The sequence below is a fragment of the Streptococcus sp. genome (assembly GCF_030825805.1).
Classification (GTDB): Bacteria; Bacillota; Bacilli; order Lactobacillales; family Streptococcaceae; genus Streptococcus.
On sequence record NZ_JAPJPF010000028.1, the window covers coordinates 1 to 23,866 of the forward strand.

The 23,866-nt window shown below is 42.9% G+C and carries 24 protein-coding genes and 1 riboswitch; of the genes, 5 read left to right on the forward strand and 19 right to left on the reverse strand.

The window, feature by feature from the left end:
• Positions 1-62 precede the first annotated feature (62 nt).
• The 4 genes from pulA to RCH62_RS05585 all read right to left on the reverse strand — a co-directional run bounded on the left by pulA (position 63) and on the right by RCH62_RS05585 (position 6,022).
• The gene (gene pulA, locus RCH62_RS05570) at positions 63-2,360 is read right to left on the reverse strand and encodes a type I pullulanase (RefSeq protein ID WP_306474813.1); all 2,298 of its coding nucleotides are present in this window, start codon (positions 2,358-2,360) and stop codon (positions 63-65) included.
• 76 nt (positions 2,361-2,436) lie between these two features.
• Positions 2,437-3,405: a diacylglycerol kinase family lipid kinase gene (locus RCH62_RS05575; protein WP_306474814.1), complete on the reverse strand. Its 969-nt coding sequence runs from the start codon at positions 3,403-3,405 to the stop codon at positions 2,437-2,439.
• 8 nt (positions 3,406-3,413) lie between these two features.
• Positions 3,414-5,372, reverse strand: a complete 1,959-nt coding sequence (ligA, locus tag RCH62_RS05580; RefSeq protein WP_306474815.1) for an NAD-dependent DNA ligase LigA — start codon at positions 5,370-5,372, stop codon at positions 3,414-3,416.
• Between the two features lie 140 nt (positions 5,373-5,512).
• Positions 5,513-6,022: a QueT transporter family protein gene (locus tag RCH62_RS05585; protein ID WP_048688111.1), complete on the reverse strand. Its 510-nt coding sequence runs from the start codon at positions 6,020-6,022 to the stop codon at positions 5,513-5,515.
• A riboswitch (PreQ1 riboswitch) is annotated at positions 6,020-6,155 on the reverse strand. (Overlaps the previous gene by 3 nt.)
• A 28-nt stretch (positions 6,156-6,183) precedes the next feature.
• On the opposite strand from RCH62_RS05585, the gene RCH62_RS05590 reads away from it, so the two are divergent.
• The gene (locus RCH62_RS05590) at positions 6,184-6,621 is read left to right on the forward strand and encodes a GtrA family protein (RefSeq protein ID WP_048688108.1); all 438 of its coding nucleotides are present in this window, start codon (positions 6,184-6,186) and stop codon (positions 6,619-6,621) included.
• A gap of 55 nt (positions 6,622-6,676) precedes the next feature.
• On the opposite strand, the gene RCH62_RS05595 is transcribed toward RCH62_RS05590, so the two are convergent.
• From RCH62_RS05595 to RCH62_RS05650, 12 genes are all read right to left on the reverse strand, one after another.
• Positions 6,677-7,384, reverse strand: coding sequence for a B3/4 domain-containing protein (locus tag RCH62_RS05595; RefSeq protein WP_306474816.1), 708 nt, complete (start codon positions 7,382-7,384; stop codon positions 6,677-6,679).
• Positions 7,381-7,845: a MarR family winged helix-turn-helix transcriptional regulator gene (locus RCH62_RS05600; RefSeq protein ID WP_048688103.1), complete on the reverse strand. Its 465-nt coding sequence runs from the start codon at positions 7,843-7,845 to the stop codon at positions 7,381-7,383. The genes RCH62_RS05595 and RCH62_RS05600 overlap by 4 nt, the downstream gene beginning before the upstream one ends.
• Before the next feature lie 116 nt (positions 7,846-7,961).
• Positions 7,962-8,930: a YihY/virulence factor BrkB family protein gene (locus tag RCH62_RS05605; protein WP_048789125.1), complete on the reverse strand. Its 969-nt coding sequence runs from the start codon at positions 8,928-8,930 to the stop codon at positions 7,962-7,964.
• Positions 8,931-9,018: 88 nt separating this feature from the next.
• Positions 9,019-9,879 carry a methionyl aminopeptidase gene (locus RCH62_RS05610; protein WP_048789126.1) on the reverse strand — a complete coding sequence of 287 codons (861 nt, stop codon included), beginning with the start codon at positions 9,877-9,879 and terminating at the stop codon, positions 9,019-9,021.
• 18 nt (positions 9,880-9,897) lie between these two features.
• On the reverse strand, positions 9,898-11,175 hold the full coding sequence (gene spxR / locus RCH62_RS05615) for a CBS-HotDog domain-containing transcription factor SpxR (RefSeq protein WP_006596063.1): 1,278 nt from the start codon (positions 11,173-11,175) through the stop codon (positions 9,898-9,900).
• The gene (locus tag RCH62_RS05620) at positions 11,168-11,719 is read right to left on the reverse strand and encodes a GNAT family N-acetyltransferase (RefSeq protein ID WP_236127910.1); all 552 of its coding nucleotides are present in this window, start codon (positions 11,717-11,719) and stop codon (positions 11,168-11,170) included. Before RCH62_RS05620 ends, spxR begins: the two co-directional genes overlap by 8 nt.
• A 12-nt stretch (positions 11,720-11,731) precedes the next feature.
• Positions 11,732-12,994 (reverse strand): UDP-N-acetylglucosamine 1-carboxyvinyltransferase, encoded by a 1,263-nt coding sequence (locus RCH62_RS05625; protein WP_306474817.1) that lies wholly within the window; start codon positions 12,992-12,994, stop codon positions 11,732-11,734.
• Between the two features lie 237 nt (positions 12,995-13,231).
• Positions 13,232-13,438 carry a copper chaperone CopZ gene (copZ, locus tag RCH62_RS05630; RefSeq protein WP_048688240.1) on the reverse strand — a complete coding sequence of 69 codons (207 nt, stop codon included), beginning with the start codon at positions 13,436-13,438 and terminating at the stop codon, positions 13,232-13,234.
• A 48-nt stretch (positions 13,439-13,486) separates the two neighbouring features.
• Positions 13,487-15,715, reverse strand: a complete 2,229-nt coding sequence (locus RCH62_RS05635) for a cation-translocating P-type ATPase (RefSeq protein ID WP_306474818.1) — start codon at positions 15,713-15,715, stop codon at positions 13,487-13,489.
• Positions 15,712-16,146: a CopY/TcrY family copper transport repressor gene (locus tag RCH62_RS05640; RefSeq protein ID WP_048716931.1), complete on the reverse strand. Its 435-nt coding sequence runs from the start codon at positions 16,144-16,146 to the stop codon at positions 15,712-15,714. The genes RCH62_RS05635 and RCH62_RS05640 overlap by 4 nt, the downstream gene beginning before the upstream one ends.
• A gap of 305 nt (positions 16,147-16,451) precedes the next feature.
• Entirely contained in the window at positions 16,452-17,642 is a 1,191-nt protein-coding gene (gene metK, locus RCH62_RS05645; protein WP_048688076.1) for a methionine adenosyltransferase, read from the reverse strand.
• A gap of 195 nt (positions 17,643-17,837) precedes the next feature.
• Entirely contained in the window at positions 17,838-18,296 is a 459-nt protein-coding gene (locus tag RCH62_RS05650; protein WP_306474819.1) for a hypothetical protein, read from the reverse strand.
• Between the two features lie 233 nt (positions 18,297-18,529).
• Here RCH62_RS05650 and RCH62_RS05655 point away from each other — a divergent pair, with 233 nt between their 5' ends.
• From RCH62_RS05655 to RCH62_RS05670, 4 genes are read left to right on the forward strand one after another with little or no spacing between them, the layout of a single operon-like run.
• The gene (locus RCH62_RS05655; RefSeq protein ID WP_048716920.1) at positions 18,530-19,210 is read left to right on the forward strand and encodes an amino acid ABC transporter permease; all 681 of its coding nucleotides are present in this window, start codon (positions 18,530-18,532) and stop codon (positions 19,208-19,210) included.
• Positions 19,170-19,847, forward strand: coding sequence for an amino acid ABC transporter permease (locus tag RCH62_RS05660; protein WP_140814098.1), 678 nt, complete (start codon positions 19,170-19,172; stop codon positions 19,845-19,847). Before RCH62_RS05655 ends, RCH62_RS05660 begins: the two co-directional genes overlap by 41 nt.
• A gap of 1 nt (position 19,848) precedes the next feature.
• A complete protein-coding gene (locus RCH62_RS05665) occupies positions 19,849-20,607 on the forward strand; it encodes an amino acid ABC transporter ATP-binding protein (RefSeq protein WP_048688064.1) in 759 nt (252 codons plus the stop codon).
• Positions 20,608-20,618: 11 nt separating this feature from the next.
• Positions 20,619-21,476, forward strand: coding sequence for a cysteine ABC transporter substrate-binding protein (locus tag RCH62_RS05670; protein WP_048716914.1), 858 nt, complete (start codon positions 20,619-20,621; stop codon positions 21,474-21,476).
• Positions 21,477-21,517: 41 nt separating this feature from the next.
• Here RCH62_RS05670 and RCH62_RS05675 read toward each other — a convergent pair whose 3' ends face one another.
• The 3 genes from RCH62_RS05675 to RCH62_RS05685 all read right to left on the reverse strand — a co-directional run.
• Positions 21,518-23,011: a hypothetical protein gene (locus RCH62_RS05675; RefSeq protein ID WP_140814099.1), complete on the reverse strand. Its 1,494-nt coding sequence runs from the start codon at positions 23,009-23,011 to the stop codon at positions 21,518-21,520.
• Between the two features lie 91 nt (positions 23,012-23,102).
• Positions 23,103-23,570 (reverse strand): cytidine/deoxycytidylate deaminase family protein, encoded by a 468-nt coding sequence (locus RCH62_RS05680; RefSeq protein WP_023023644.1) that lies wholly within the window; start codon positions 23,568-23,570, stop codon positions 23,103-23,105.
• A 132-nt stretch (positions 23,571-23,702) separates the two neighbouring features.
• Positions 23,703-23,866 (reverse strand): 50S ribosomal protein L20 (locus RCH62_RS05685; RefSeq protein ID WP_306474820.1); only part of this gene is annotated, 164 nt, incomplete at its 5' end.

Consider the following 23,866-nt stretch of genomic DNA (forward strand, 5'->3'; position numbering starts at 1 on the left):
TTGCTCGACAATCCAAAGACAATTGAGAGGCTAGGACTTTTGTCCCAGCCTCATTTTTTTGTTTATTTCTTCCATTCAAAGATGGAAGCTGTTAAATTCTCAACATAGAATGGACGTTTATTTCGACTATTTCCAACAAGGAGCTCAAGATGATCTGCGTTCTGGAGATAGAATGGTAGTCCACTGGTGTTAAAAATGACATAGTAGTGTTTGTCCCAATTTAATTCAAAGACAACAACACCACTGCCCATATCTGCTGTATGCACGAAGACATGTTGGTAGATTTCCTCATAAGATTCAAGGGACAAGGCAGGCAGGGTCTTCTTCAAATGAATCAATTGGCGAACATAGTCAACAGTATCCTTATTTACAGACACTAGATTCCAGTCGACTTGGTTGACAGCATCAGGTGCATTATAAGAATTCATGGCCCGTTCTCGATCTTTAGGTGTCACTTCCCCATCTTCGCCCGTTGCAACTAGTTTGGTTCGTAGGAACTCTTGTCCAACCTGCATAAAGGCCATCCCTTGGAAGAGGAGATTCATGGCTGTCGCCATTTCTACCTGCTTCTTAATTTTTTCCTGAGAATCATTTGGATGGACATAAGAAAGCAAATCGTAGAGGTTGTAATTGTCATGGGCTTCTACATAGTTGAGGACCTGACTTGGAGTTAGGAATGATCCCAACTCTGCACTTCCCAGAACGGAACGCGCAATGATGTCTTCTGTAGACTTGCGACTGACATACCCACGTTTAATGGATCCGAAGACTTCAGCTCCCTTAATGGCATCTCGAGAGGTATCATTAAAGAAACCGACTTGGGCCATTTGATAAGCATTGTCCTTTTTGGCCTTATCTTCTGGAGCCAACCCTGTCCCCATATCCCAACCTTCTCCATAAAGGAGAATCCGTGGATCAATCGCGTCCATGGCTTCACGGATTTCATTCATAGTATCCACATCGTGAATCCCCATTAAGTCAAAGCGGAAACCGTCAATCTTATATTCTGTTACCCAATACGTCAAGGAATCAATCATGAATTTGCGGTACATCTCATGCTCACTGGCCGTCTCATTCCCAACTCCTGTACCATTTTGGAAGGATCCATTTGGATTCATCCGGTAGTAATAATCAGGAACGGTTGTTTGGAAAGCTCCATCTTCTGTTGAATAGATATGATTATAGACCACATCCATGACTACCGAAATACCCGCTTCATGATAGGCGTGTATCATTTCTTTTAACTCGCGCATGGTGGTCTTAGGATCGTGAGGTTTGGTCGAGTAACTAGTCTCTGGAGCAGAGTAATTCTGCACATCATAGCCCCAATTGTAGATGACATTCCCCTCTTCATCATAGGTCTTATAACGGTCGGTCACTGGTTGCAGTTGAACTACATTGACCCCTAATTCCTTGATATAGTCAAAGGCTGTGGCATCCCCTTGGGCGTTCTTCGTCCCAGTCTGGTGAGCTCCTCGGTAGGTTCCTCGATAGGCTTCATCCACACCGGAGGTCGGAGAGATGGTCAAATCCCGGACATGCATTTCATAGACAACCGCCTGACAAGGATTATCCAGACGCCAGTCAGCCTTTTCATAAACTTCTGACTGAAAGGCAGGGAAGATGCAATCCTGATGAGAAAGAATGGCAGATTTTTTCCCATTTTCACTGGTAGCGATCGTATAAGGATCACGCGCAACCTCTGTATGGTAATCAAAATAAACCTTATACTGATAGGCTAGTCCACTGAGATTTCCCATAACATCCGCATACCAGACACCACAGTTATTGCGAACATGGTCGCTAGATTCTCTCTGACCACGAACCATTGGGACAATCTTCCAGACCTTGCTGTCATTGGCGACAGAATCATAGATAAGAAGGTCTACTTTATTGGCAGTAGGCGCCCAAAGTTTAAAGCGGTAATCATCATCTTGCTGGCGATATCCCAACCAACCCTGATAGCCCCATTTGGCATCAAATTCTTGATAATGCGTCGCCATATCAAAAGCGTGTGGCTTCCGACGGCTGTATTCATGACTGGTCATTGCAGCCTGTAAGGAATAATAAACAGTGTCATCTCCTTGAATCAACCAGACTTCCCGCACCTTCCCTTCTGGTAAAAGCTCAATATGGTATTCATCCGACTGACTAAGCCAGTTTCCTTCCTTGATGATGACATGGCCAATGTGTTGAGGTGTCTCACAGTTATAAACTAGGAGCCCCTCAACTCCAAAATAATCGAGCTTGGAGAAAGAGACTTCCTCTCCCCATACTCCTTCATGCCACTTCCACATATCACGGGCAAAATAATCACCTACGGGATGATGGTAGTGGATTTTCACTTGATACTGATGCATCGTATTGTATTTCCTATTTCCTAATTAACTATGTATGAAGAAACTGGCATTACCCACTCTCAGCAATGATTCTCCATTATTCTTCTGATTTATATTCTGAACGGACCAGAGCATCGTCATTAATTTCATCGATGTTGGCAAAAAATTCTAAGTGATTGTGGAAAACTTCCAGTTCTACCGGTGTATCTCCGCCGTATTCGCCGTCTAAATTAATCTTGAACTCTTCTTTCTGATCCAAAACTTCAATTTTTAATTTAGAGGTTTTGAGGTATTCAATATTTGAATCATTAACGTGTTTCCCACCATTTACAGCTTGCATAATGAGAGACAGCATTTCAAATAATTTAGCTGTTTTGACTAAGATCAAGGTAAAGTTCCCATCATCAAGTTTAGCATCTGGTGCCACACTTTCAAAGCCACCGATTGAATTGGTCAAAGCCACGAAGACAAGAGAAACTGGTCCAAAATAGACCCCATTGTCGTGTTCAATCCGTACCTTGCGGGTTTTATTTTTAGGAAATTTTTTCACAGCTTCGGCCACATAAGCAAAGTAGCCATAGCGTGATTTCACTTCACTTGGAACGCTAAAGGTTAATTCGGACAAGGTTCCTGCGGCAGCAATATTGATAAAATATTTACTTCCGTAAGCACGGCCAATGTCCATTTGAATAGTTTGGTTCTTCTCAATGATCCGTGCAGCTGCGACTGGGTCTCCCATCGGAATCTTCAGAGCACGTGCGTAATCATTGGTTGTACCAGTAGGTATAAAAGCCATTTTTGGACGATGTTCAAGGCTAGCAACCCCATTGACCACCTCATTAATGGTTCCATCTCCTCCAGCAGCAACGATCAAATCAAAACCGGCTTTTGCAGCTCGCTCTGCTTCTAACTGGGCTGATAAGGGCTCAGGAGTGGTCTGATAGGCACTTGTTTCGTAGCCTACATCCTCTAACACATTCAAGACTTCTGCGATGTTCTTTTTAATGATTTCCTGACCAGAAGTCGGATTATATATCACTCGTGCTTTTTTAATCTTATTTTCCATACATGCCTCTATAAACTTTCAAGCCAGGCTTCATCCTGTATTTCAATCGATAATTCCTGCGCTTTGCTTAATTTACTTCCCGCATCGCTACCTGCAACTAATAGGTCTGTTTTCTTGGATACGGAGCCTGTGACTTTAGCCCCTAAGGCTTCTAATTTAGCCTTAGCTTCCGAACGTGTCAGACGTTCCAGTTTACCGGTTAAGACAACTGTTTTACCAGACAATGGTGCATCTGCTGCAACCTTTTGTCCAAGGTAATCTAAGTTTACCCCAGCATCCTTAAGCTCTTCTAAAAGAAGTTGAGAGCCTTTCTGGGCAAAATAACGCTTAAGACTTTCAGCAACCACCATTCCTAAACTGTCTATCGCCGCAATCTTTTCAACCTCTGCATCTGCTATAGCTGGAATGGAATGGAATTCCTGTAGCAAGAGCTGGCTAACCTTACTTCCCACATGACGAATTCCCAGACCAAACAATAGTTTTTCAGCAGAATTCCCCTTTGATGTCTGGATAGCGTCTACTAATTTCTGGGCAGATTTTTCTTTAAATCCATCCAATTGTAAGAGATCATCCACGGTCAGGCGATAAATACCTGCTACATCTTGAACCAGTTCTTTAGCAAACAGTTTTTCAACCACTGCTGGCCCCAAGCCTGTAATGTTCATGGCATCTCGGCTAGCAAAGTGGGCGAGTCCTTCTTTTATTTGAGCCGGACAGCGGGGATTGATACAACGCAAGGCCACTTCATCTTCAAAATGAAGGAGCTCGCTCTGACAACTCGGACAGTGACTTGGAATCTCCAATCGCTCTTCCGATACTCGTTTATCCATGACAACACGCAAGACAGCTGGGATAATGTCCCCGGCCTTATAAACAATGACCGTATCATCCTTGCGAATATCTTTCTCAGCAATGTAATCCACATTATGGAGAGTAGCTCGACTAACCGTCGTCCCTGCCAACTGAACTGGCGTCAAATTAGCCGTTGGTGTCACCACTCCAGTCCGACCGACTGTCCAATCAACTGACAAGAGTTTTGCTTCCTTCTCCTCAGCTGGGAATTTGTATGCCACTGCCCATTTGGGAGCCTTGACGGTAAAACCAAGTTCTTCTTGAACAGCTAGATCATTTACTTTTATCACGACCCCGTCAATATCATAAGGAAGCTGGTCTCGCATGGCTGCCACTTCTTGAATATTGGTCCAAACTTGCTCGATACTAGTCGCTGTCTTGTGATGAGGATTGACGACAAAACCGAGGCGGTTTAATTTGGCTAATACCTTCTCTTGGGTCGCTTGATCAGTAGGACTAGCTTCCTGGTAGAGGAAGGTCGCGAGCTTACGCTCCGCAACAATCTTCGTATCCAACTGTCTAAGAGTACCGGCTGCCGCATTTCGAGGATTCGCAAACTCTGCCTCTCCATTTTCTTGGCGGGACAAATTTACGGCATCAAAAGACGCACGGGGCATATAACATTCTCCGCGAACAGTTAATGTAAGAGGTTCCGGTAAGACTAGAGGAATATCGCGAACTCGCTTAAGGTTTTCGGTGATATTTTCTCCAATGCTCCCATCCCCCCGTGTAGCACCAGTTTCGAGGACACCATCGACATAAGAAAGTGAAATAGATAGGCCATCTATTTTTAACTCACATACATAGGTGACAGATGGAAATTCCTTGCGAACCCGTTGGTCAAAGGCCACCAATTCTTCATAAGAAAAGGCATCCTGCAAGCTATAAAGTGGGTAAGTATGCTGGTATTTTTCAAACCCTTTGAGAATGGTTCCTCCGACTCGATGAGTTGGACTATTGGGTTGAACCAATTCTGGATGGGCTTCTTCTAATTCTACAAGTTCTCGGTATAGACGATCATATTCTTGATCAGATACCGAGGGAGCATCTTTGGTATAATATTCTTCCGCATATTGGTTGAGTAGATTTACTAACTCTTTTATTCTGGTTTCCATACTTCTATTTTACCATAAAAACGCTTTACTGTGGCCTGTTTGACTACTTCCCACTAGAAAAAAAGCATTTTTTTACTACCCGGCCGAAATCCTATTTCAATGAGCAAAAAAAGCCTGAAGCAAGGCTTCAGACTCTTAATTTATTGAGTTAAATCAATATGATTTGAAATTCGTTTGATCAGAATCGCTCCGACAATCAGAGAAGCGAATTCACCCAAACCAGTAGTCAACCAATTCAAGAAGAATGGTGTTTCGTTTATAATATGCAATTCTAAGGCAATCGTGAACATAGAGAGGGCAAAGAAAATTGAAAATAAGAAATGATCCTTGCGAATCCATCCATTAAAGAGCTCTTCCTTTTCAAATCGTTTAAATAGGTAAACCCCAAGTGTTACGAAGACCAAGGTAGATCCACCACCAACGATCAAATCGATAATTCCATAACTCATGAAGTTAGAAATCATACACCCAATGGTAACAGACCAAATGTATTTTCGGTTGTAGAAAGCCATGAAGTTGAGCATTTCAGAAACACGGAATTGGATCTCGTTGCTTCCGATGGCATTCAACGGGGGCGTAATGGTCAAGGCCACATAGAGAGCTGCAACTAGGGCAATCTGTGCCAAGTCACGAACAGTATAGTTTTTCATCGTTTTCTCCTTTAGCGGTTTTCCCGCGTATAATATGCTTGGTGAAAGAAGCTAAGCACCAAGGGTTGATCTTTGCCGATGACCCAAACTAATAGATTTCAAAGCAGCAAATCAACTTTATAAGTATAGCATAAATAAGGAAATTATGATAGACTAATTGTATGAAAAAACTACTTAATCGAATCTTTGATAATGAAATCTTAGCCTACCTGATTTTTGGTGTTGCTACAACGATTGTTTCTGTTGCTACTCGGCTGATTGTTTTCCAACTGACAGACCAGGAACAATTAGCTACCTTGATTGGAAATATTGCAGGAATTCTTTTTGCCTTTGCTACCAATGATACGATTGTCTTTAAACAAGAAAGAAAAGGCTGGTTGAAACGGTTGATTGTTTTCTCTTTTGCTAGAATGGGAACTCTCGTGCTGGACCTCCTGATGACCACCATCTTTGTAACCCAGTATCCGCAAATCATTGGTCAGTTCGTCAATATGAATCGGACGGCAATTAATACCATCGAAACCTTTGCCGCCCAATTTATGATTGTCATTTTGAACTATGTCTTTAGCAAACTGTTTGTCTTCCGAAATAAGAAATAAGCTCCAAATAACCAAGAAAAACCGTCAGAACCTTTATGGTCTCTGACGGTATTTTTTATACTTCCAGACTAGCTTCTTGGGCACTCAAATAAGAGATTTTTCCTTCCACACCAAAATAGTCCTTGACCAAGCCTTTTAATTCGTCCATCGCTTCTTTGGCCCGTTCTGCTTGTTCTTCAGTCACTGCCTCCATCACAAGAATAGCCTGTCGCGTTTCTTCTGTCAGCATGGTTCTTTGGGCTTCCCGCCAGTTTAAACAACGACAAACAGCACCTTCTTGATCATAATAAATGATCTCTTCCGGCAAAGCCGGAGCGTCTTCCTCAGCTCCTAGCGGGAAGAATGTCTCTCCCCCCTTAGCTTTTCCTAAGGATAAGCCTCCAGCTAACTTTTCCATATCCTCACCACCACAGGGGATAGCATAGGCTAGCGAAACACTATTGTAGAGATCAACCAAAGGATTAATGGGATAAAACTCCCGTCCTTGCGACACACGTTTCAATAAGGCTTCGATTGACGAACGTGCACCTTTTTTGGTCTTAAATTTGGTAAAAGCCTGTCGCCATTCCTGAACGACTGGACTAGCAGTGAACTGATCTTCATCAATATATTCTTTTGATCGTGCGACTCCCTTGTCGAGCAGATCCTTAAAATAAGGATCCTTGCTCTCGTCAACATGATTGTCGATACCTTCTACTGTCATCACCACTACTTTTGCTTGGGGAAACAAATCCCAAAATGCTTGATCTACTGTAAATTTCATTTCTTTACCTCACTATAGTTTCTTTTTTGACCTTTTTTCACTTGCTCCCAATCCGCTGCTACGTTTTCTCTCATTTTAGCAAGCCATTCTTCTAATTGAAGGATTTCTGCCTTTGAAAAACCTTTTAAGGCAGTGTTCTCAGAATAAGCATGCTCAGCAAGGATAAAAGGATAAAGTGCTTGACCCTTTTCCGTCAGGATCCATTTTTTTATCTTTTGATTGGAAGGATCATTTAATTCTCGGATAAATCCTTTATCAGCTAATTTTTTAACAGAGCGGGCTACTGTTGAGCGGTCCACTTTTAATAAATCGGATAACTCCTCTTGAATAATTCCTGGTTGCTCCCCAATCCGTACTAAATATAGGTATTGGCCTCTTGCCAGTTCCAAGTCTCGGAACTCAATATTGGCAATCGAATCTAAGGCTCGGGCTATGATGCCAATCTCTCTTAGAACCTTCATCTGCTCCTCCTTTCCTTTATAAGGAGTCTATCACATTTTTGTTGCAAATGCAACTAAATGCACATAAAACAAAAAGCCGGCTGAAAACCGGCTTGTTCCTATTTTATTCTTTAACATCACTCCTGATTTTTTCTCAAGTTTTTAAGATGGAAACGACGCTTGAATGACGCCTCTTTTTGGTGAAAAGCTACCTTAGAAGACTTGTACTTGGCTACCACATCCCCATCTTTTGTTTCAAATCTCGCTTCAATCGCATATTGAATACTAGCATTTAAGATACAGCCAATAATCAACACCTTAGCTACCAGGATAAACCAGAACATAATGACCGCTAAAAGGACTGACCCGAAGAAACGAGCATCTAGGAAACTCGTGATGTAGTGGTCGACATATTTCCAGAAAATATTCAAGGTCAAATAAAGGACTGCCGTCACAAAGATGGCTCCCGGAAAGACATAGCGAAACTTTGGAATTTTGATATTGGGTAGGGTGTAATAGAGCAAGAGCAAGGTTAAAAAGAGCAGGAAGTAAACCGAAGGTCCTGAAATATTTAAGAGGCGAAGGTAGATACTTTCGTCAAACTTGAAAATTTCATAGACGGAACGAATAATCATACGGCCAAACATGGTCAAAACCAGAGATAGACCGAACAGACCTTGCAGAGCAAAACTAATCAAAATACTGAAGATTCTCGCCCAGATAATCCCCCTCTCCTTCTCCACTCCATAACTTTTATTGAAGGCTCTCTGCAGGTAAGCGATACACTGTGAGGAGACCCATAAAGCCGAAATGATGGAGAAACTCAGCAAACCAGTAGACGGCTTGGTAAGCACTGATGAAATCACTTGCAAGACAATGCGGTACATGGAAGCAGGTAATACTTCACGCAAGGTTAGCAAAATCTGAGTCGGACGAATCTGGAAGTAAGGAAGGATATTGGCTGCAATCAACAATAAAGGGAGAATGGAAATCAATAAATAATAGGCCACTGCTATACTTGTGATGTCCGATTCAGAGGCCATATAAAAGCGCAAGAACCCCTTAATAAACGGTCGTTGGCCTAGCCATTTTAGAAACTTTTTCATATCTATCCTCCCCTAAACAAAGTCATAAAAAGAGAAAAGAGCGAAACCGTTATTTATCTTCAGCTCCATTCTTTCCTCTCTACTTGTTTTAATAGGTTCCTTCTTCGCCTTGACTGGTCAAAATAACCGGTCCATCTTTAGTAATAACAAACTGATGTTCGTACTGACAAGAAAGTCCACCGTCAAGGGTTTTGTGGGCCCAACCTGTCTTCATATCGGTATCGATTTCCCAAGTTCCGGTATTAATCATTGGTTCAATGGTGAGTACCATCCCTTCACGTAAGCGCAAGCCACGTCCTGCACGTCCGTAATGAGGCACCATTGGTTCTTCATGCATAGTTGGTCCTACACCGTGACCGACCAAATCGCGTACTACACCATAGCCTTTGCTTTCAGCATATTCTTGAATCGCTGCTCCAATATCACCCAGACGATTTCCGACAACCGCTTGTTCAATCCCCTTATAGAGACATTCCTTGGTGACATCCATGAGATCTTTGACCTCTTGGGAAACATTACCAACTGCATAGGCCCAACAAGAATCAGCCAAACCACCAGAGTAGTTTTCTGTATACTTTTTCACCTGTGCAACATTATCAAAGTCTAATTTTGAGACATCAACAACAGACTTGTCTAAGGGTTCAGACAAGACCATATCCACCTTTAAGAGGTCACCGTCTTTTAAGACATAGTGACGAGGAAAGGCGTGAGCCACTTCATCATTGATCCCACAACAAGTCGCATAGGGATAGTCCATCAAGCTTCCTTCTACACCGATCTGAAGGGGCAAGACGTTGGCTTCTTTACAGCGACGTCGAACATACTCTTCGACTTCCCACAGATCGAGACCTGGTTTGATCAAATCCCGAAGGCCAATATGGATACTAGCAAGAAAGTCTCCTGCACGGTCCATGGCTTCGATTTCACGCTGTGATTTCAATGTAATCATCTATTTCCTACTTCCATTCTAATTAATTTTCAAAGTGACGGTGGCCTTCGTAACTAACTGCAGATTCAAGTACAAATCAAAATCTATAATAGCCGATCGTCTAGTCTGGCGAACAATACGCGTTTCAATCCGCAAGGTATCGTCCACTTGAACAGCTTGGAGGTAATAGACCAAGAGCTGTTCGATAATTAAATTTTTTCCAGAATTCATCATGAGCTGGCGAGTGACTGTTGTTAGAACTTCAGTGAGAACGCCATTCGAGAGAACACCACTCTTTTCTAACATACTCGGTTCAACCGTCAATTCAAAATGATTGGCTTGAAGAACTACTTTTTGACTGATTTGTTCACTAAAGGTTGGCAAGCCCGACAATTGCTCCTTGCTCATCCGGTCCATGACCGCACGACGAGTAATAACCCCTAATAGGGTCTGATTGCTGCGAATAACAGGGATCATCTCAAAATCTTCTGCAATCATGCGTTGACTGACATTGGCGATACTAGAGGATAGGTTTGTCGTAAAAACGCTACGGGACATGACCTTGTCCAGAGTTGTCTGGGGTGTCTTGTCTCCGGCATCTCGCATGGTCACCACTCCAACAACCATCTGGTGCTGATTGACGACAGGAAAACGACTAAACCGGCTTTTTCTTACCAAGTCCAAATAATCTCGTACGGTATCTGTTTCCCGTAAAAAACCATATTCATGCATAGGCGAATAGACTTGTTCGACCGTTAGAATATCTGTTTTAATTTGCATGTTGGCGAGAGCACGGTTGATCATGGTCGCCACGGTATAGGTATCATGCTTGGTACGTAAGATAGGAGTTTGACCACTGCGACCCAGTTCCAAAATAGAAGGATCGACGTCAAAGCCACCGGTTACAAGAACAGCATTGTCGTGTTGGAGGGCCAGACGCTGGATATTGGTCCGGTCTCCCACAATGAGGAGTCCACCTTCAGAGACATAATCTAAAATATGCTCTTCTGTCATGGCCCCGATATAAAACTTGTTGAACTCTCGTTCTAGCCCTTCTTTTCCTGCCAAGACTTCCGAACCGGTAATTTCTACAATCTCTCGGAAAGTCAGATGTTCTAGGACTGCCTTTTTGGACTTGACACGAACTGTCCCACTACGAGGTCTCGTTTCAACAATTCCACGATTTTCAGCTTCTTTAATGGCCCGATAGGCGGTCCCATCACTCACCTGCAAATAATTCGAGATACTTCTCACACTGACACGTTTGCCAATGGGTAGTTTCTCCAAATAATCTAAAATCGCTTGGTGTTTACTCATTGAGATCTCCTCTATCTATGCAGAACTCGTAATAATCCCGCATCTTTCGGGTATAGCGGTCACTTCCCTTGAATTGCCGTTTCAAACTATAACCGGCATGTAAAGCCACCTGTTGACTGGCTATATTTTCAACATGGGTAATGATTCGGACTTGTTTGAGATGAAATTCCTGGAAGGACAAGAAGGTAATCTCTTTGACAACCTCTGTCATGAAGCCTTGACCCCAATAGTCCTTGTGTAAGAAATAACCAAGTTCAGCTTCTTTCTTAATTTCATCCAACTTTTCAAACTTAATCGATCCAATCACACGGTCTGTTCCCTTGTCACAAATCGCCCATATTCCCAAAGGATTCTTTAGAAAATAATTGGCCAAGACATACTGGCATTCCTCTAGGGACGTTTGTGCTGGGAAAATAAAAGGCAAATTCTCTGGATTGGAGGATATGGCATAAAAGTCAGCCGCATCACTATATAGAAAGGGCCTCAAGAAGAGGCGCTCTGTTTCAAAACATGAAAATGCTGCTAGTTGCGTCCAAATGTTCATAAAAATCGTTCGTTATGCTTCATCAATCAGCTCGATGTCAGCTCCCAATTGTTGCAATTTTTCAATAATATGCGAATAGCCGCGAAGGATAAACTCAATATTGGTAATCTCCGTTCTACCCTGAGCCATCAAACCGGCAATCACCAAGGCAGCCCCTGCACGCAAGTCTGTCGCCTTAACTGGAGCTCCTGTTAATTGGTTTGGTCCTTGGTAAACAATGTGATCACCAACTGTTTCAATGGTCGCTCCCATGCGCATCAGTTCAGCCACATGGTTGACCCGCTTTTGATAAATAGTATCTACGATGCTTCCCTTTCCATTAGCTGTCAAGAGCAATGGAGTCAAGGGTTGTTGCAAATCAGTTGCAAATCCAGGGTAAGGAGAGGTTTTAATGTGAACAGCTTTCAGATTTTCTTGCTTTTCAACAAACACACTATCCTCAGAAATCGTCATCCGAACGCCCATTTCTTCCAACTTAGCGATAAAGCTTTCTAGGTGTTCGTAGAGGACATTCGTAATTTGAATCCCTTCTCCTACAGCAGCAGCAAGAGCGATATAAGTCCCTGCTTCGATGCGATCGGGGATCACTTGGTGACGCGTCCCGTGGAGATAGTCCACTCCTTCAATGGTAATGATATCTGTACCCGCACCACGAATGTGTGCTCCCATATTATTGAGAAGGGTCACGACGTCAATGATCTCAGGTTCACGAGCAGCATTTTCAATAACGGTACGACCTTCCGCTTTAACAGCTGCTAGAATGGTATTAATAGTTGCTCCAACGCTAACCGTATCCATATAGATAGCTGCGCCACGAAGACGCTGTCCATTTGTGGAAAGGTTCATACTCGAACCATCCATAGTCATCTTAGCACCCATCGCCTCAAAGGCTTTCAAATGCAGATCAATGGGACGTGGACCTAGATCACATCCACCTGGTAGACCGACAGTTGCCTGGCCATAACGTCCCAAAAGACTTCCGTAGAAATAGTAAGAAGCGCGAAGACTATTGATCTTACCAAATGGCATTGGCATATCTTGTACACCACGTGGATCGATAATAAGAGTCTCCCCATCTCGCTCCACCTTTGCCCCCATGAGGGTCATAATGTCAATCAAGCTAGCCACATCTGAAATATCTGGAACACCATCAAGGGTCACAATTTCGTCTGCTAAAATAGTCGCTGGAATAAGGGCCACCACGCTATTTTTTGCACCACTAATGGTCACCTCACCTTTTAAAGGGCGACCACCATTAATTATAATTTTTTTCATGTAAATTTGTATAAGCTCTTTCAATCATTCGGTAAAAAATTACCGCATCTATTATATCATAAAAACGCTTCATTTTCCACTACTTCTTATCTTTTGATCGGTCAATCCAATCCTTAGAAAACCTCAACTATATGTTTTACTATTTTTTTATATTTTTGCTTGCAAGACTAATTTATTTATGTGTTCTATTGTTGTTTTTTAAAAAAGGCAGCCCTTTTCGGACCGCCTTTCCTGAGTTTATTTCACTTCATTTCCTAGTTCGTATTTACTGCCTTTTAGAGCTCGGCTCAAGGACCATTTCCAAGATTTCCCCTCAATGGTTACTTGATTTTTTTCTATATCGACTCTTACTTCTTCCACACCTTTTACTGCGGATAATTTTTCAGTGACAGCATTGGCACAACCTTGGCATTTCATTCCACTAATTTCGTATGTTTTTGACATAATTATTTTCCCTTCTTTTACTCGAGGAGGCAATTTTTCTCCTAGTTCTTACAATTTTTTTCTCTTTAATCTTAGAGCATTCAGTACAACCGATACTGAACTAAAACTCATGGCTAGACCTGCTAACATCGGGTTTAAGAGCGGGCCACCAAAGAGACAGAGAAGGCCCATCGCCACCGGAATGGCTAAAACATTGTAGATAAAGGCCCAGAACAAGTTTTCCTTGATGGTCTTAATCGTGTAACGACTAATTTCCAAAGCCCGGACGACATCCATCAATTGCGGTTTCATGACGACGATATCGGCACTTTCCATGGCGATATCTGTCCCAGATCCCATGGCAATCCCGATATCCGCAGTTGCAAGAGCTGGTGCATCGTTGATTCCATCTCCCACCATGATCACAGACTTGCCTTCTGCTTGCAAATCTTGGATCACCCGTGATTTTTCTTGAGGAAGCACTTGACTGATGATCTGCTGGATTCCAGCCTTCTTGGCAATCGCTCGAGCAGTCCGTTCATTATCCCCAGTCAGCATGATGACCTCCTTGCCCATTTTTTCTAGGCTAGCAACCATTTCTAAACTATCTTCCTTAATCCGGTCTGCTACCCCAAATAGGGCCAAGAGTTGTCCATCTTCAGCTAAGAAAATCGGGGTTTGTCCATCCTGAGTTAAGTCCTCCAAGTCAGCCTTGGCAAGATGAATATCGATTCCTTCCTCATCCATGAGCGTTTGATTCCCAGCCAGATAAACCTTCCCACCATAGTTAGCAGTGAGGCCCCTTCCTGTTAGACTAGAGAAGTTTTTCATCTCTAATAAGTCTATATGCTCTTCTTTCGCAGCATCCAAAATAGCTTGTCCCAATGGATGCTCGGACTTGGCTTCCAGAGAAGCTAGGAGTTGTAAGGCATGGTTCTTCTGACCATAGGTATAAGAAGAAGACAGCTGAGGTTTACCTTGAGTGATGGTCCCCGTTTTATCGAAGACCAAGACTTGCGCTTGGTGAGCTAACTCAAGGACATCCCCTCTCTTATAGAGGATCCCATGCTCTGCCCCTAATCCTGTCCCCACCATGATGGCTGTCGGAGTCGCCAAGCCTAGAGCACATGGACAGGCAATGACCAAGACACTAATTGTTACCGTCATAGCAAAGGTGAAGGTCTCACCCATGATGAAGTACCAAAAGAGACCTGATAAGAGGGCAATCCCCATGACTACTGGGACAAAGACCCCTGCCACTTGATCCGCAATCTTGGCAATCGGTGCTTTGGTTTGTTGGGCATCTTCCACCAGCTGAATGATTTGTGCTAGTAAGGTATCCCGACCAACTTTCTCAGCCCGATAAACCAAACTACCTTGTCCATTAATGGAACCTGCGTAAACTGGACTGCCTTCAGTTTTTTGGATGGGGATAGATTCACCCGTCAGCATGCTTTCATCAATGGCTGATTGTCCGGAAACCACTTGACCATCAACGGCTATTTTTTCACCTGGTTTGACCAGGATCTGATCTCCAATGACCAAGTCTTCTACAGGTAGTTTCACTTCCTTTCCATCACGTAGGACCGTTGCCTCTTTAGCCGCCAGATGCATGAGCTTTTTAATGGCTTGAGAAGTACGCCCTTTTGATAGCATTTCAAAATATTTACCCAGAGTAATTAGGGTCAGGATCACGGCTACAGATTCAAAATAAAGCTGGTGCACGTGATGGTGGTGACCAAGCAATATGTGATAAGTCCCATAAAGGCTATAAAGAAAGGCTGCACTAGTCGCTAGAGCTACCAAAGCATCCATATTGGGATGGCCTTTTAGAAGGGTTCGGAAGCCATTTCGATAAAAGGCTCGTCCAAAGATCATCACGGGAATGGTCAAGAACAAAAGAACAAGAGTATAAGCCACAGGTGCTCGACCAGGTGAAACAAATGCAGGTGCTGGTAGGCCAATCATGGGGCCCATTGCTAGATAAAAGAGAGGCAGGGTGAAGATGGAAGACCAAAAGAGGCGTTTTCGGATCAATTGTAGCTTGTCACCTTCTCGCTCTTCTTGGCTCTTAGCTGTATCTGGATTGTATACTACTGCCTCATAACCGGCGTCCGCTACTGCTTTTGAAATAGCCTCTGGACTCAAAGGTTCCCCCTGATATTCAACCGTCATTTTTTCAGTGGTTAGGTTCACTGTCGCTTTTTCAACACCCTCAAGATGGTTAACAGCTTTCTCCACATTAATCACACAGGATGCACAGGTCATCCCATTGATGACAAAAGTTTCTTCTTTCATTTATCTTCCTCCACATGACTGGCACAGTGACACTGGCCAGGTTGGCAATCACATTGAACCCGCTCCACGCTCACTTTCGAAGCCAGGAGGTCTTGCAACCCCTTCATTTGCTCCTCGGTCATAGGGGTTTGCTGGATTAATCGCTCCAATATGTGACCATGCTTGGTCAAGCAGATCTTACTAAAAACTTCATTGACAGCTGTAAAATTTGCCTCTTCTTCATTGAGGATGGCCTGATACAAATAGGTTCGACCTTCTCTTCGACTTGTCAAATAGCCTTTATCAGCCAATCGTCCTAAGAGGGTTTTCACCGTCGAAGCTGACCAGTCCTGCTTGGTGGAGAGAATCTTGGTTATTTCTGTAGAAGTCGCTTCCCCCTTAGTCCAGAGAACTCTCATGACTTCCCATTCCGCACTTGAAATCTTTGCCATTCTTTTACCTTTCTAGCTCTCATCAAGAACAATTAATTTACATTTGTAGTTACATTATACACCTTCCATTTTGTTTGTCAATCATTTCGTTTACATTTGTAGATTAATTTCATAAAAAGAGAGTGGGACAGAAATCGGTAATTCGTTAGAATTCGATTTCGCCGTCCCACCTCCGCACAGTTGAGTAGGGTTGTAAAAGCTGATGAAATCAGCGTAGTAGAGCCCACTTAACCACTGCGTCTTGCTCGACAATCCAAAGATAATTGAGAGGCTAGGACTTTTGTCCCAGCCTCCTTTCTATATCCTTAGTTAACTGCTTCTTTCAAGGCTTCTACCTTGTCCAAACGTTCCCATGGTAGATCGATATCCGTCCGTCCCATATGTCCATAAGCCGCTGTTTGACGGTAGATTGGACGTTTGAGATCCAACATTTGAATAATCCCTGCAGGACGAAGGTCAAAGATTTGACGCGCTGCTGCTTCTAATTTGCTTTCAGCAACTGTTCCTGTACCGAAAGTATCGATACGAACAGACACAGGGTGAGCCACCCCAATCGCATAAGCCAATTGCACTTCTGCTTTCTTAGCAAGACCTGCAGCAACAATGTTTTTAGCGATATAGCGAGCTGCATAAGAAGCTGAACGGTCCACCTTAGTTGCGTCCTTACCAGAGAAGGCACCACCACCGTGACGTGAGTACCCACCATAGGTATCCACGATGATCTTCCGACCCGTCAAACCTGAGTCTCCTTGAGGTCCTCCGATAACGAAACGACCAGTTGGATTGATGAAGAATTTTGTTTCATCATCCAGATAAGAAGCTGGAATCACTTCCTTGATGACCTTGTTAATCACATCTTGGTGGATTTGTTCATTGCTCACTTCTGGATCGTGTTGAGTTGAAATAACGACTGTATCCACGCGCACTGGTCGGTCATTTTCATCATATTCAACAGTAACTTGAGATTTAGCATCTGGACGAAGATAGCTAATCTCACCAGACTTACGAAGCTCTGCCAAACGACGAACCAACTTGTGGCTGAGTGAGATAGGTAATGGCATGAGTTCTTCTGTTTCATCCACTGCAAAACCAAACATGAGACCTTGGTCTCCTGCTCCGATCAAATCAAGTGGATCTTGATCTGCATTCCCACGAACTTCCAAGGCTTCATTAACCCCTTGGGCAATATCAGGAGATTGTTCCACCAAAGATGGGTGTACTCCTACCGTCTCAGCAGAGAATCCATATTCTGTATTGGTGTACCCAATCTCTGCAATCGTATCACGAACCACACGGTTAATATCCACATAAGCAGTCGTTGAAATCTCACCGAAGACATGCACTGAACCAGTATAAACAGCTGTTTCAGCAGCAACGTGTGCTTCTGGATCTTGCTCTAAAATAGCATCTAAAATAGCATCTGAAATTTGGTCTGCAATCTTATCTGGATGCCCCTCAGATACCGATTCAGACGTGAATAATTTACGTTCTGACATAAAAATGTCCCCCCTTAAAAAATAATCGTTATAGAGTTACAAAGAACTGGTAGATGCTTTCTACCACCTTATCGGGACCATATAACTAAACTATTATATCACGATTTTGCACCAATATTCCTATTTTTATAAAAAGAAAAAGATATAGTTTGAAACTATATCTCTTGTAGTTAAACCGCTATCCATCCCTAGTCCTTACAGTAGCAAGGTCCCTATTAAGACAAGGATAGTGGAAATGATAGATGGAATTCGAAATAGAAACCAATCCGGATCACCAGCTAAAAACATAGAGATGAAAAAGAAAGCTACAGAGACAAATAGAATCTCCTTACTGGCGAATATCCTTCCAATGCCAAGCAGGACTGTGGCAATAATATAAGAAATCAGATGTAATCCCAAAAAGAATAGGAAGGCAATTGCCCATCCTCCTACCATCAGAGCACTGCCTATAAACAGTCCATGATAGCCGATGTTTAGGAGAAATACAAAAGTTAGAAGCCCTGTATTAGGAGCAGGTTTTTCTACACCTGGTGCCATCATAGGTGGCTGAACTGGTTTTTCTGGACCTTGTTCCATCGTTGGTGACTGAACAACCCCCTCAGGTATATTATTATGCTCTTGGTTTGATTGATACTTTGGATCTTGATCTGTCATCTTTATCCATCCTCTTTTACAAGCTTAAGTTATTTGGCGTTTCTTACTCCTATTATACCGCATTTGATGATTCATTTCATCGGCTATGATGAGTGATAAATTTTATCTATCAGCTTGATAAATTATCCATATTATTCAAATGATTTTTTTCGTGTTACAATGACTGTATTATTTTCTAATCAGTAAGGTAGCATTTCTTTTTTCCTTGCTCATTAGAGAGGAGGAAATCATTTTTGGATTGGTCAATTGTTGAACAATATTTTCCACTCTACCAGCAGGCCTTTTTCTTGACCTTTCACATTGCTGTATGGGGGATTTTAGGTTCATTTCTTTTAGGACTGATTGTCAGTATCATCCGACATTATCGTCTACCGATTTTAAGTCAACTAGCTGGTTGTTACATCGAACTTTCTCGAAATACACCGCTCTTGATTCAGCTCTTCTTCCTCTACTTTGGCTTACCAAGGATAGGTATCGTCCTTTCTTCAGAAGTCTGTGCAACCATTGGTCTCATCTTTTTAGGGGGTTCCTATATGGCTGAGTCCTTCCGAAGCGGTCTAGAAGCTGTCAGTCAAACTCAGCATGAAATCGGTCTCTCCATTGGGCTAACACCTAGACAGGTCTTTCGCTATGTGATCCTACCACAAGCGACCGCAGTGGCTCTGCCTTCCTTTAGTGCCAATGTCATTTTCCTGATTAAAGAGACCTCTGTATTCTCTGTTGTCGCTTTAGCTGACCTCATGTATGTCGCAAAAGATTTGATCGGACTCTATTACGAGACAGATATCGCCCTGACCATGTTGGTCATTGCCTATCTGCTTCTCTTACTACCGATTTCACTTCTCTTTAGTTGGATAGAAAGGAGATTACGCCATGCAGGATTCGGGAATCCAAGTACTCTTTCAGGGAAATAATCTCCTTCGGATACTCCAAGGCTTGGGCGTGACCATTGGGATTTCCATTATCTCTGTCTTCCTATCCATGATCCTTGGAACCCTACTTGGAATCGTCATGACTTCTCATTCAAAAGTCATTCGTCTGCTCACTCGCTTTTATCTGGAATTCATTCGGATCATGCCCCAGTTGGTCTTGCTCTTTATCGTATATTTCGGTTTGGCCCGCAATTTCAACATAAACATTTCTGGTGAAAGTTCAGCCATTATCGTCTTTACCCTTTGGGGAACGGCTGAGATGGGGGATTTGGTTCGAGGGGCCATCACTTCTCTTCCAAAACACCAGTTTGAAAGTGGACAAGCCTTAGGATTAAGCAAGGTTCAACTATACCGCTACATTATCATCCCACAGGTTCTCAGACGATTGCTTCCACAAGCTATTAACCTGATTACCCGTATGATTAAGACAACCTCCTTAGTGGTCCTCATCGGGGTTGTAGAAGTTACCAAGGTCGGCCAACAAATCATCGATAGCAACCGCCTGACCATCCCAACCGCTTCTTTTTGGATTTATGGAACCATTTTAGTCTTGTACTTTATCATCTGCTTCCCTATTTCCAAATTAGCAGGACAGTTAGAAAACCATTGGAGGAATTAATATGTCTGAAACCATTTTAGAAATCAAAGACCTAAAAAAATCCTTTGGAGACACTCCTATCCTCCAAGGCCTTTCGCTCAAGGTTCAAAAAGGGGAGGTCGTGGTGGTCTTGGGGCCTTCTGGTTGTGGTAAGAGTACCCTCCTTCGTTGTATCAATGGCTTAGAAACTATCCAAGCTGGCGATATCCTATTGGATGGTCAATCCATAACCAAAAACCAAAAAGACTTCCATCTGGTCCGCCAAAAGATTGGGATGGTCTTCCAAAGTTATGAACTCTTCCCCCATTTAGACGTCCTCCAAAACTTGATTCTTGGTCCTACAAAAGCTCAAGGACGAGCTAAAGAGGAAGTCATCAAGGAAGCAGAAGAGTTACTGGAACGGGTCGGTCTCTTGGAGAAGAAACATAGCTACGCAAGGCAATTGTCTGGTGGACAGAAGCAACGGGTAGCCATCGTCCGCTCCCTCCTCATGCATCCAGAAATTATCCTCTTCGATGAAGTGACAGCCTCTCTAGACCCTGAGATGGTCCGGGAAGTCCTAGAACTCATCAACGACCTGGCCCAAGAAGGACGGACCATGATTCTGGTGACCCACGAGTTACAGTTCGCACAAGCCATTGCCGATCGGATCATTTTCTTGGATCAGGGCAAAATTGCCGAAGAAGGAAGTGCTCACTCCTTCTTTACCAACCCACAAACCCAACGAGCACAAGAATTTTTAAATGTATTTGACTTTAGCCAATTTGGCTCATATCTATAAAGGAGATTTTTATGAAATTCATTAAACCAATTTTAGTTCTTTTTACCTTCGCTCTCGCTTTGCTCTTTATCACTGCATGTGGCTCTAGCAAGTCATCATCTTCTTCTACCGGCTCTAAAGCACGTACCATTGAAGAAATCAAGAAAAGTGGCGAGCTTCGTATCGCAGTCTTTGGAGACAAAAAACCTTTTGGTTATGTTGATAATGATGGATCCTACCAAGGTTACGATATCGAACTAGGAAACCAATTAGCTAAAGACCTTGGTGTCAAACCGAAATATGTATCAGTGGATGCAGCTAACCGTGCGGAATACTTGATCTCCAATAAAGTGGATATCACATTAGCCAACTTCACCGTAACAGATGAGCGTAAGAAACAAGTAGACTTTGCCCTTCCTTACATGAAGGTTTCACTCGGTGTGGTGTCTCCTAAAGATAAGGTCATCACAGATGTGAAACAATTGGAAGGAAAAACCTTGATCGTAACCAAGGGAACTACTGCTGAAACCTACTTTGAAAAGAACCATCCAGAAGTAAAACTTCAAAAATATGACCAATACAGCGATGCCTATCAAGCTCTCCTAGATGGACGTGGCGATGCCTTCTCAACAGACAACACAGAAGTCCTTGCTTGGGCCCTTGAAAACAAAGGATACGAAGTTGGAATTACTTCACTTGGTAATCCAGATACTATTGCACCAGCGGTTCAAAAAGGAAACAAAGAACTCCTCGATTTCATTAACGATGACATTCAAAAGCTTGGAAAAGAGAACTTCTTCCACAAAGCTTACGAAAAAACTCTTCACCCAACCTACGGCGATGCTGCAAAAGCAGATGACCTCGTTGTTGAAGGTGGCGAAGTGAAATAACAAATAAAGACTCTATCACAATGATAGAGCCTTTTTTCTTGTCAAAAACTATTTTCCTTAGTATCCTTTGGTCGTTTCACCCAAAAGAAAGCACCCAGTAGGACATCGATGGCTAAACAGAAAGAGAGGACCTGTAGTGGCCACAGCAAGCCATAAACAGCTGATAGACCGTTGAAAATACATGCTGATGCCCAAAGTAGTCGAGAATCTATCGCCAAAGCGAACTGGGTTGAGACAAAGCCGATGGTGAATAGGATCAAATGGATACTCGTTGCATAAAAAATCATGAAGGCAAAAGTGCCGGTCAAGATGAGTCCGACGAAGCCCAAGCCATAATAAGTAAGACCGAGCCATTTTGGAAGAGCAAAGAGATAGGAATAAGGAGACGATGCATTTTCTTCCTTGCTTAAGTTCCTGTTAAGGGGCTCTCTAGATGTCTCAAGTGACTGCTGGCTATTGTTGTCTTGCTCAACTGTCACATCCACTGTAGGCCTTTCCTGCCAAGCCACTAAGCCCTTTGTTACGACTCTTTCACTTCTATCACTCGATTGGTTCCCAAATAACATAACAAGAGGAGCGATGACTAATTTTTCTTTCATCAAGACGAATACATTAGGATAGCCATATCGTTTTGGGTAAGAAAGTAAATCGGATAATAAGGAAGAAGATTCCTTATTTCCGGAGCTCACTTCATCCGAACCTCTTTGACTTTCTAACTGCTCAGCTGCCTCTTCTTCATCTCCACATGCAGCACCTTCTTGGTCCGAAAGGGCGCTTGACCGAGCCCCAAAGAGCTTCTGCAAACTTTCCTTCTGTCTATATACCAGGTAAAGAGAAATAACAGAATGGTAAAAAGGAATGGGTGAAGTCGTCTTTAAAACGAGGAGATCTATCAAAACAGAAGGAAGATAGTAACAAGCATAAAGGCAACTGAGCACAAATAGAACCTTCTGACTCTTAATGACAAAGAAACTGGACAACAAGATGACTAGCAGGACTTCTTGGTCCACTCCTTCAAACAATCTCCAGTAAAAGTCAGATTTTGAATGATCCAATATAGTCCACAAGCGTAAGACAACAGGAATCCGATCTACCAATTGTAAGATACTAATCCCAAAGGAAACCAACGGAACGATTGGATACCAGGTTCCTTCCTGACCAACCAAAGAACGAAGACGAGGCCACTCCACCTTATTGATCATTATCAGGACAATGGCTAAGGTTGGAAGTTGAGAAAGTCTCATCACAACCTCCGTACCAAACAAAGCAATAGGAACCTCTTGTGGCCAAAAGATGCTGAGAACTAGGAAGAGAGCATATATAAGAAGCCCTTCCTGCTTCCCCTGGTCTTTCCAGATTTTTACTGTGAGAAAGACTTGAATAAGTAGCCATAAAAGAATCTGAAGGATTGACAACCAGATGATAGGGGGATTCTCTCCATTTCCAGGCTCTCCGGATAAGATCATAAATACTTGAAAAAGAGCTCCAAGAACCTGGACTAGTAAGAGAATGAGGTAGCAAATTTTACGGTTCATCACAATCTCCTTCCTCTAGACGAATCAGTGAAGCGTGAACTCAAAAACGAGCTTTCTTTTTAATTGTAGCTAGTGAGACAACAAGCCATTCTTAAATAAAGTCTGCCTCTGCAATAGCTTCTTTAACCACTTCCAATGGAAGATGGACTAGCTCTACTTCTTTTTCACGGTAGAGATACTCGGCATACTCATCGATGCGGTATTGATGGATATAAACAACCCGCTTGCAACCAACTTGAAGTAGCTGCTTGGTACAATTGAGGCAAGGGAAATGGGTCACATAGGCTGTGAAACCTTTGGGAATCCCCCGTTCCGCTCCCTGTAAAATCGCATTGACCTCTGCATGGAGGGTCCGGACACAATGCCCTTCCACCATGAGACAGTCATGATCCAAGCAATGTTCTGTACCAGAGACAGAGCCATTGTAGCCCGTCGCAACCACCTTATGATCCTTGACCAATACAGCACCCACCTTGGCCCGCTTACAGGTTGCCCGATTCGATATTAACAAAGCCTGTGCCGCAAAATACTCATCCCAAGCTAATCGTTTATGTCCCACAGTCTTGTCCTCCTTCAAAAACCTTCTAATTTTTTTCATTATAGCACGAAATCAGCAAGAAAAAAAGATGACACTGTCACAGCCGATTCCTTCACTCAAAGAAAAAGAGATCCATGCGGATCTCTTTATTAATTATTTACCAAGTTTTGCTTTAGCTGCATCTGCAAGAGCTGTGAAAGCCGCTGCATCGTTAACAGCCAAGTCAGCAAGCATTTTACGGTTAACTTCGATCTCAGCCAATTTCAAACCATGCATCAATTGTGAGTATGAAAGTCCGTTCAAACGAGCTGCCGCAT

Coding starts and splice junctions, on each gene's coding strand:
- RCH62_RS05625 (WP_306474817.1), bottom strand. CDS start 12,994: ATGAAAAAAATTATAATTAATGGTGGTCGCCCTTTAAAAGGTGAGGTG.
- RCH62_RS05660 (WP_140814098.1), top strand. CDS start 19,170: ATGCAGGATTCGGGAATCCAAGTACTCTTTCAGGGAAATAATCTCCTT.
- RCH62_RS05585 (WP_048688111.1), bottom strand. CDS start 6,022: ATGAAAAACTATACTGTTCGTGACTTGGCACAGATTGCCCTAGTTGCA.
- pulA (WP_306474813.1), bottom strand. CDS start 2,360: ATGCATCAGTATCAAGTGAAAATCCACTACCATCATCCCGTAGGTGAT.
- ligA (WP_306474815.1), bottom strand. CDS start 5,372: ATGGAAACCAGAATAAAAGAGTTAGTAAATCTACTCAACCAATATGCG.
- spxR (WP_006596063.1), bottom strand. CDS start 11,175: ATGAGTAAACACCAAGCGATTTTAGATTATTTGGAGAAACTACCCATT.
- RCH62_RS05595 (WP_306474816.1), bottom strand. CDS start 7,384: ATGAAATTTACAGTAGATCAAGCATTTTGGGATTTGTTTCCCCAAGCA.
- RCH62_RS05670 (WP_048716914.1), top strand. CDS start 20,619: ATGAAATTCATTAAACCAATTTTAGTTCTTTTTACCTTCGCTCTCGCT.
- copZ (WP_048688240.1), bottom strand. CDS start 13,438: ATGTCAAAAACATACGAAATTAGTGGAATGAAATGCCAAGGTTGTGCC.
- RCH62_RS05675 (WP_140814099.1), bottom strand. CDS start 23,011: ATGAACCGTAAAATTTGCTACCTCATTCTCTTACTAGTCCAGGTTCTT.
- metK (WP_048688076.1), bottom strand. CDS start 17,642: ATGTCAGAACGTAAATTATTCACGTCTGAATCGGTATCTGAGGGGCAT.
- RCH62_RS05650 (WP_306474819.1), bottom strand. CDS start 18,296: ATGACAGATCAAGATCCAAAGTATCAATCAAACCAAGAGCATAATAAT.
- RCH62_RS05640 (WP_048716931.1), bottom strand. CDS start 16,146: ATGGCAAAGATTTCAAGTGCGGAATGGGAAGTCATGAGAGTTCTCTGG.
- RCH62_RS05665 (WP_048688064.1), top strand. CDS start 19,849: ATGTCTGAAACCATTTTAGAAATCAAAGACCTAAAAAAATCCTTTGGA.
- RCH62_RS05575 (WP_306474814.1), bottom strand. CDS start 3,405: ATGGAAAATAAGATTAAAAAAGCACGAGTGATATATAATCCGACTTCT.
- RCH62_RS05610 (WP_048789126.1), bottom strand. CDS start 9,879: ATGATTACATTGAAATCACAGCGTGAAATCGAAGCCATGGACCGTGCA.
- RCH62_RS05600 (WP_048688103.1), bottom strand. CDS start 7,845: ATGAAGGTTCTAAGAGAGATTGGCATCATAGCCCGAGCCTTAGATTCG.
- RCH62_RS05620 (WP_236127910.1), bottom strand. CDS start 11,719: ATGAACATTTGGACGCAACTAGCAGCATTTTCATGTTTTGAAACAGAG.
- RCH62_RS05605 (WP_048789125.1), bottom strand. CDS start 8,930: ATGAAAAAGTTTCTAAAATGGCTAGGCCAACGACCGTTTATTAAGGGG.
- RCH62_RS05635 (WP_306474818.1), bottom strand. CDS start 15,715: ATGAAAGAAGAAACTTTTGTCATCAATGGGATGACCTGTGCATCCTGT.
- RCH62_RS05590 (WP_048688108.1), top strand. CDS start 6,184: ATGAAAAAACTACTTAATCGAATCTTTGATAATGAAATCTTAGCCTAC.